The sequence below is a fragment of the Paenarthrobacter nitroguajacolicus genome (assembly GCF_007786235.1).
Lineage (GTDB): Bacteria > Actinomycetota > Actinomycetes > Actinomycetales > Micrococcaceae > Arthrobacter > Arthrobacter nitroguajacolicus_A.
In genome coordinates this window covers 49,858-57,850 of record NZ_VNFK01000024.1, presented here as the reverse complement: position 1 = coordinate 57,850, position 7,993 = coordinate 49,858, and the positions used below count along the sequence as shown (strand labels likewise).

Annotated in this window: 6 protein-coding genes; 2 read left to right on the top strand and 4 right to left on the bottom strand. The window is 61.2% G+C overall.

Annotation, left to right across the window (positions count from 1 at the left end):
* The 3 genes from FQP90_RS21355 to FQP90_RS21345 all read right to left on the bottom strand — a co-directional run.
* Positions 1-719 (bottom strand): carbohydrate ABC transporter permease (locus FQP90_RS21355; RefSeq protein WP_144653070.1); only part of this gene is annotated, 719 nt, incomplete at its 3' end.
* Positions 716-1,666: a carbohydrate ABC transporter permease gene (locus FQP90_RS21350; protein ID WP_144653069.1), complete on the bottom strand. Its 951-nt coding sequence runs from the start codon at positions 1,664-1,666 to the stop codon at positions 716-718. The genes FQP90_RS21355 and FQP90_RS21350, both read right to left, overlap by 4 nt.
* Before the next feature lie 31 nt (positions 1,667-1,697).
* Positions 1,698-2,984, bottom strand: a complete 1,287-nt coding sequence (locus tag FQP90_RS21345) for an ABC transporter substrate-binding protein (RefSeq protein ID WP_144653068.1) — start codon at positions 2,982-2,984, stop codon at positions 1,698-1,700.
* Between the two features lie 347 nt (positions 2,985-3,331).
* Here FQP90_RS21345 and FQP90_RS21340 point away from each other — a divergent pair, with 347 nt between their 5' ends.
* Positions 3,332-4,300, top strand: a complete 969-nt coding sequence (locus FQP90_RS21340) for a LacI family DNA-binding transcriptional regulator (protein ID WP_167510542.1) — start codon at positions 3,332-3,334, stop codon at positions 4,298-4,300.
* A 152-nt stretch (positions 4,301-4,452) separates the two neighbouring features.
* A complete protein-coding gene (locus FQP90_RS21335; RefSeq protein ID WP_144653066.1) occupies positions 4,453-6,987 on the top strand; it encodes a rhamnogalacturonan lyase in 2,535 nt (844 codons plus the stop codon).
* Between the two features lie 151 nt (positions 6,988-7,138).
* On the opposite strand, the gene FQP90_RS21330 is transcribed toward FQP90_RS21335, so the two are convergent.
* Complete coding sequence (locus tag FQP90_RS21330; protein WP_144653065.1) at positions 7,139-7,987, bottom strand: hypothetical protein; 849 nt, start codon at positions 7,985-7,987, stop codon at positions 7,139-7,141.
* Positions 7,988-7,993 lie beyond the last annotated feature (6 nt).

Here is a 7,993-nt window from a genome sequence, read left to right as displayed (position 1 = left end):
AAGTCGTTCCAGCTCCAGATGAAGGAGAAGATCGAGGTGGAGATCAGGGCCGGTTTCATCAGCGGGAGCATGATGGATCCGAAGATGCGGACGTGTCCGGCGCCGTCGATGCGGGCGGCTTCGTCCAGTTCGGCCGGGAGGCCGCGCATGAACTGGACCATGAGGAAGACGAAGAACGCGTCGGCGGCGAGGAACTTGCCGATCAGCAGCGGGATGTAGGTGTCCACGAGGCCGAGCTGCTGGAACACGATGTATTGCGGGATGATCACCACGTGGAAGGGCAGCAGGAGTGTGGCGATCATCATGCCGAAGAACAGTCCACGGCCGGGGAAGTTGATCCGGGCGAACGCGTAGGCCGAAATGGACGCCGAGAGGACCGTGCCCACTACCGCGCCGACGGCCAGGATCAGCGAGTTGGTGAAGAACGTCAGGGTGGAGACCCCGCCGATGCCTTCCATGGCCGTGGCGAAGTTGTCGAAGCTGAAGTTGTTCGACCACAGCGAGGTGTTGGCGCCGCCGATTTCGGAGTTCGGTTTGAAGGACGAGGCGATCATCCATAGGGCCGGGTAGAGGACCATCGCCACCAGCGCCAAAGCGACAACGTGGAAGATGGTGCTCTTGATGCGTTTGGCCGTGCCGGACTCTGACTTCGGGTTGTACACCGGTGCCGTTGAGGTCTTGGTGGGTGCGGGTTGGGTGGGTGTTGCCATGGTTGTCACTTTGCATCACCGCTGTAGTGGACCCAGGACTTGGAGGTCTTGAAGAAGATCAGCGTGATGATGCCGACCACGATCACCAGGAGCCAGGCCATCGCCGAGGCGTAACCCATCCGAAAATCTGAGAAACCGCGCAAGTACAGGTAGAGGGTGTAGAAGAGGGTGGACCCTGCCGGGCCGCCTTCACCGTTGGAAATGATGTAGGCCGAGGCGAAGATCTGGAAGGCGTGGATGGTTTCCATCAGCAGGTTGAAGAAGATCACCGGGGAGAGCATGGGCCAGGTGATGTTCATGAACTTCCGCACCGGGCCGGCACCGTCCATCGAGGCAGCCTCGTACAGGTCGGCCGGGATTTGCTTCAGGCCGGCCAGGAAGATCACCATCGGGGCGCCGAACTGCCACACGGTCAACAGGATCATCATGCCCATGGTCATGTTCGGGTTGCCCACCCAGCCGCCAAGGTTGATTCCGAAGAAGGACAGGCCTTGGTCCACCGGGCCGGAATCGCCAAACATGGCCTTCCAGACGATCGCGATGGACACCGATGCGCCGATCAACGAGGGGGCGTAGAACGCGGACCGGTAGAAACCCTGGCCCTTGCGTTTGCTGTTGAGCAGCATCGCGATCGCCAACGCCGCGGCGAGCTTCAACGGCGTACCGAAGACCACGTACTGCATGGTCACCCCTACCGACTGCAGGAACCGTTCGTCCTGGAACAGCGAGACGTAGTTATCGAAACCGATCCACTTGGGGGCATCGAAGAGGTTGTAGTTGGTGAAGGAAAGGTACAGCGAGGAAATCATGGGCCCCACGGTCAGGGCGATGAATCCCAGCAGCCAGGGCAACAGGAACGTGTAGCCGGCGCGGGCGTCCGCCCCGCGCCGCCGCGATTTACGCGGCTGCGCGGGAGCGGACGCGGAACGCCTGCTCAGGGTTGGGCTTTGAGTCACAAGATCAGTCCGTCAGTAATGAAAGCCTGTGTCAGGCGTTCTGCTTGATGAGGTCTTCGGCTTCCTTGAACCACGTGTCAACAGCGCCGTCCACGGTGAGCTTGCCGTAGTTGACGTCCGAGGCCACCCTCTTGAAAGATGCTTCAAGGGTGCCGAAACCGACGATGGGCGGCTCCGGAGCGTCCTTGAGGTACTTTTCGACCGAGGCTCCGTAGTCCACCACAAGCTTGTCGGTGCCTTCGAACGTGGTGCCGTCGCGCTGGGTCTTCGAGGCCGGAAGGCCGCGGGAGGTCTTGAAGATTTGGCCGACCTCGGGATCGTTGACCATGAAGTCTATGAACCGGCCGGCTTGGTCTTTGTACTTGGTTTTGGCGCTGGCAGACATCAGCATGGTGGGTTTGAGGAACAGGCCCAGGTTATCCGGGTCATCCGACGGAACCGGCACCAGTTTGAGTTCCTTCGCGCCGCTATCGGAGAGATAGCCGGCCATGAAGTTATCCCAGTTCACCTCCGCCACAGTGGAGTTCGACGCGAAAGGCGATTTGGGGAGCAATTGGGTCACGCGTTCCTCGGAGATGATGGCTCCGGTGCCGCGCAGATCCGCGGTGAGGTTCCACCACTTCTTCAGGTCATCCTTGGAGAAGCCGAGCTTGCCGTCCTCGGTGAAGGCCTGGATATTGTTCTGGCGCAGCCAAATGTTGAACATCCACCAAACGCCGGTGTAATCGGAGCTGCCGAACAACGTGCCGTTGCCCTTGGCGCCAACCTCGGCCAGGAACGCGTTGAATTCCTTGTAGTTCCACGTGCCGTCGGGTTCCGCGATGCCCAGGGAAGCGAGTTTGGCGGGGTCGTAGTAGACCGCGAAAGTGTTGGTGCTGGTGGGGATGCCGTAGGTCTTGCCGCGGATCTGGCCCGAGGGAAGGAGGGACTTGTCGAATGCGTCCGTGTTGATCTTGACGGTGCCCAGGTCCAGGAGCTGGTTCCGCTGACCGTAATCGCGAAGATAGGAGAGATCGAATTGCATGACGTCCGGCAGGCCGCCGCCAGCTGCCTCCGTGGCCCGCTTCGGCCAGTAACCACCGAAATCTGTGAAGTTGCCGGCAACTTTGATGTCCGGGTTCTTGGACTCGAACAGGGCAATGGCCTTGCGGGTCCGCTCGGCGCGGTCGTCGTTGCCCCACCACGAGTAATTCAGAGTCACCGGTTTCTCCGCCGAGCCGGTCTGGGCCGGCGATGAGGACTGGCCACATGCGGCCAGGAACGCAGCGGATGCGGTGCCCAGAGCCACCGTGCCCAGGAATTTCCTTCTATCGATCATGAGAGCTTCCTTGCTCGAGGTGTGACGTGATCGGCTCCCGGCTGTCACTCGGGTCTTTCGGCGAAGCCGCGACCGAAGTTTTGGGAGCATTACCGCCGCACACTTTGTTTGGAGGATTGTCCGTGACCGGTCACGGACTGTTCACGACAGCGTAGATACGTACAGTCATTGATGTCAAGAGACTTGTGCAACGAAGCGCGATCGCACTCGCAACTCTCCCGATATAGTTTGGGCATGTGCTATTGCTGCGCGCCTGCATATCCGTGGGCCAATAACATCCGGGCTACTGACACCACGCCGAGAGGCGCCGCGTGACCACTGGCGCGCCGTCGACTCCTCCTACCCGAGTGACCATCAGAGACGTTGCCCGGGCCGCCGGTGTGTCCCGGCAGACGGTCACGCGCGCCATCAACGAGATGCCTGAGATCAGCGAAGAAACCCGTGCACGCGTGATGCGCACTGTCGAGGAACTCGGATACCGGCCCAACCGCTTCGCCATCGACCTGTCACGGCAAAGGACCCATGCCGTAGGGCTGATCGTGGGGACTTTTCGTAACCCGTACTACGCTCAACTTGCCGATGCGTTCGTTGCGGAACTGAGAAGCCGCGACTGGCAGGTGCTCGTCAGCATGGCTTCCCAGGGCGAGGCCGACGCGGTGCGTTCGATGGCATCCCAAACCGACGCCATCATTGGTTACTTTCTGGAGCCGCAGACTAACTTCGTCCCGGCGGCGCGCGGGGTACCCATCGTCCTGCTGGAAGATCAGGCTACGATGCCAGGGGTGCACTCTGTTGAGCTCGACTTCAGAACCGGGATCTCAGACATGGTGGCGGCGCTTCGGGCCAAGGGTTCCCGCCGTTTCGCCATGATCGACGCCTCCAGTGCAAATCCAAAAGGCACCGCCCCGGGGTCCCCACGTCGGCAGTTTTTTGAGGCAGCTGTCGGAGAAGAATGCATCGTGGTTACGGAACCCGAGTCGATTGCAGGCGGCGTTGACGGCTTCAGAAGGCTACTCGACCTCGACCCTGAGATCGATACGGTCCTGGCTTTCAATGACTTGATGGCGATGGGCGCTGTTCAAGGTGCCCACACCCTGGGCGTTGATGTGCCGGGCAGGGTGCGGATCGTCGGCATAGACGGCATTTCTCTTGGCGAAGCGATCAGCCCCACGCTCACCACCCTGTCGCTGGAGACGCAGACCGTCGCGGCCCAGGCTGCGTCCATCCTCGCGGAGCTTTTCGCCGGGGAGCCCATGCCGTCGAGATCACTGACCCGCACCGTCACGCCAGTCCCTCTGTGGCGGGAATCGGCCTAAAACAAATTTACTGCCAAACCATTGACATCCTTGCAGCCTGTTTTTAGGCTTACGTGACCGGTCACGGAGCATATCTGTGGCCGATGGTGGCCTCATTCAATGCCACTTCGGCAATCGCTATCCCCACGAAATCCCACAAGAAGGATTCGACGATGAATCGTGCCCGAAAACTTTTTCCTGCCATTATGACTGCGGGGGTGATGCTCGCCGCCTTGGTCCAACCCGCCGTGGCCGCTCCCCCTCCCGCCCCCGGAGTCGCTTCAGTAACAGGCTCGGGTGCCCGTGGCCCTGCAGCCACTGGCGCGCCCTTCCAGCTTGAACAGCTGGATCGCGGCCTGGTGGCTGTGAGCACCGACGAAGGCGTGTTCCTCAGCTGGCGACTGCTCGGTTCGGAAGCCACGGGAGCTACGGAGACCGGCCTCTCAGGTCCTGACTTCACCGTTTACCGGGACGGTAAGTCAATTGGAACCGTCACCGACAGCACTAACTTCGCTGATCCCACCGGTTCCCCCACTTCCAGCTACTCGGTGGCCCCGGTGGTGTCCGGCGTCGAGCTTGATGCGAGCGCTCCAGTCACTGCCTGGCAGGACGGCCACCACGACGTACCGCTGCAGAAACCCGCCGACGGAATTACTCCGCGAGGAGAAGCTTTCAGCTACGAGGCCTTCGACGCCTCAGCGGCTGACGTAGACGGCGACGGCGCCTACGAGCTCGTGGTCCTCTGGAACCCGACCAACCAAAAGGACGTCTCGCAGAAGGGCTACACCGGCACCGTTTACGTCGACACTTACGAACTGGACGGGACGCTGCTTAACCGCCTCGACCTCGGCCCGAACATCCGGGCCGGACAGCATTACACACAGTTCATGGTTTACGACTTCGACGGCGACGGCCGCTCCGAAACCATGTTGAAAACTGCCCCGGGCACGAAGTCCACCGGCTACAACGCCGACGGCACCGTAGCCAACCAGGGGTACGTTACGATGCCCAAGTCCGACATCGACGCTGGTTACGCACACACCGACGATTACCGACTCAGCGCAGAGGGATACCACGCCCACCTGGTGGCCATGCTCCAAGGCTGGAGCGAGCACCCGGAAGTGAAGGCCGGAAATTGGCCAGGCACCGTTGAGGAGGCACTCGGCATTCCGGTGACCCACGACTACCCGCTCTCCGAGCAGAGCGCCACCGAGCTGACCGACTACTTCATCGACGTCTACGCACCATCCCGCAGCCCGCGGAACCTATTGCGCCAATTCGAAGGCTTCATCCTCGACGGTCCCGAGTACCTGACGGTGTTCGACAGCGCCACAGGCAAGGAACTGCAGACCATCCCTTACAAGCCAGGGCGCGGTGACGATGGCCTGCTGTGGGGCGACTACGCCTACGGTGTCATCGAGCCCGGCAACCGTGTTGACCGCTTCATCGCCGGCGTCGCTTACCTGGACGGCAAACGCCCGTCGGCTGTCTTCGCCCGCGGTTACTACACTCGAATGACCATGGTGACGTACGACTGGGACGGCAAGTCGCTCAAGGAGCGCTGGTTCGTCGACAGTGGCCACGTGCCCTTGACGAATCCGTTCAATGACACACCCCACGGTCGGGAGGGAACCGATCCTCAGTGGGGCAGCATGTCCTCGCAGGGCTTCCATTCGCTGAGCGCGGCAGATGTCGACGGGGACGGCAAGCACGAGATCGTCTACGGCTCCGCCACCCTTGATGACGACGGGAGCGTTCTTTACAGCTCCTACGCCACATTGCCCGAAGGAAGCGCCGCACCGGGAACTACCGCCAAACTTGGCCACGGTGACGGCATGTACGTCACCGACATTGATCCTAGCCGCCCGGGACTGGAAATTTTCAGTGTCCATGAGAGCGCCCGCAACGCGCCCTACGGCACCGCGATGCGAGACGCTGCTACCGGTGAAGTGCTGTTCGGAGCCTACTCCGGCAAAGACACCGGCAACGGGTTGGTCGGAGATGTGCGGACGGACGTACCTGGCCTTGAGGTGTGGGCTTCCATGCCGGCTGGAACAACGGCCAGTGGCCTGCTCAGCGCAAAAGGTGAGATCCTCTCGACCAAAAAGCCAGATCTGGTGGATGCGACCATTCACTTCGCCGCTGAACCCACCACCCAGACAATCTCCGGAAATCGGGACGGTGCAAAACGCATCGTCGACTGGGAACGAGGAACGTTGCTGACCGAAGAGGATACCTCCGGCAACCCGCCCCTCGTCGCGGACATCCTCGGCGACTGGCGGGAAGAACTCCTCATCCACACCAAGGACTCGACGAAGATGCGCATCTACACGAGCACCGAGGTGACAACGCATAAGCTCACTACCCTTATGCATGACAAGCAATATCGCGCAGAGATCGCCCGCCAGAACACCGTTTACAACTACCCCAGCCAAGTGGGCTTCTACCTGGCGAGCGACACTGACTGGTCCAAGGTGCCTATCCTCACCAAACCGGTCACACCAAAGGGGCCGAAGTTCATCGACCCGAGCGGCCTCATCGTGATACCGCCGAGTGCCGACGTCGACTATTACATCAACGGCGAGAAAGTCGGAACGGGTGGGCATAAAGCACCCGGTTCGGACGTAACGGTCGCCGCAGTTCCCAAACCGTTCCTGGCAATCGCAGAAGGTGCGACTGCCATCTGGACGCACAACTTCGGCAAGTAAGAAACCTACCCAAGGACAAGCAAGACGACCGCCCCATCGCCGTGACTCCTCACGGCGATGGGGCGGTCCCGTATGTGCCACAGGGACCCCGGATACGGCTTGTAGACGAGCCCGTAAGGAGTCGGGGGTGGCGGTCTACTCCCCCACCGACTCAGCCGGAGAGATGGATCTTCCAGCTCAAGTCCTGATCTGCACTGACGCTAAGCACCAGGCCCTCTGCTGCAGCGGCGCTCAAGCTGTCGCCGAAGCCTGTGCTCGGTTCCACCGCCAATGCTGGCTGGGATGCGAACTCCCCGTTGTCCCAAAAGAGGCCGAGGTACGGCAACTCATCGGCTGACCATCCGATGCGCAGCCTCGAGCCCCCGCCTTGCGTGATGGTCGCGGCGCTGATGTGGACATCGGGCGGCACGAATGCCTTAAACGATGTGCCCTTTTTGAGCTCATTCAAGAGCGGGCGGAGCGGGAAGTGATGATGTCGCCCCTTCTCTGGGTACTCCTCAACCAAGCCCAGGGCCGCTAAGGGCTCTTCGGGATGGGCGCGAACAATGGTGCGCTTGTCGGCGAAGAATTGCGGATGAGCGCACCACAAAACAGGATGCAGCCCTGCTGCCCGTGTTGCTGCGGTGTATGAGAAAGTGAACCCCGTTTGGCTTCGTGAAATGGTTCGTTGAAGTTTGACCGGGACGCTGACGAGGTCTGTTTGTAGTGTGAGGTGATCAGAAGACCCGGCTTTAACATCCCACGGGATGTTCCAGACATCACCGTGATCGGGTACCAGCCGCCCGCCTTCCAGGACGTCTGCCGAAACAGAAGGGCACACCTCGTCCCATCCGCCCATGCCGGGCCGGAGGAAGGGGGCACCGTACCCGGGCCGGTCAGCATCGGTGGAGGGCAGGAGCCACTCGAAACCGTCACCGGTGGTCAGGCTGGTGATGCGCCCGCCCAATTCCGGGCGGACTTCCATCCGCATACCGTGCCCGCCGCGCAGGACGACACTCACGCTGTT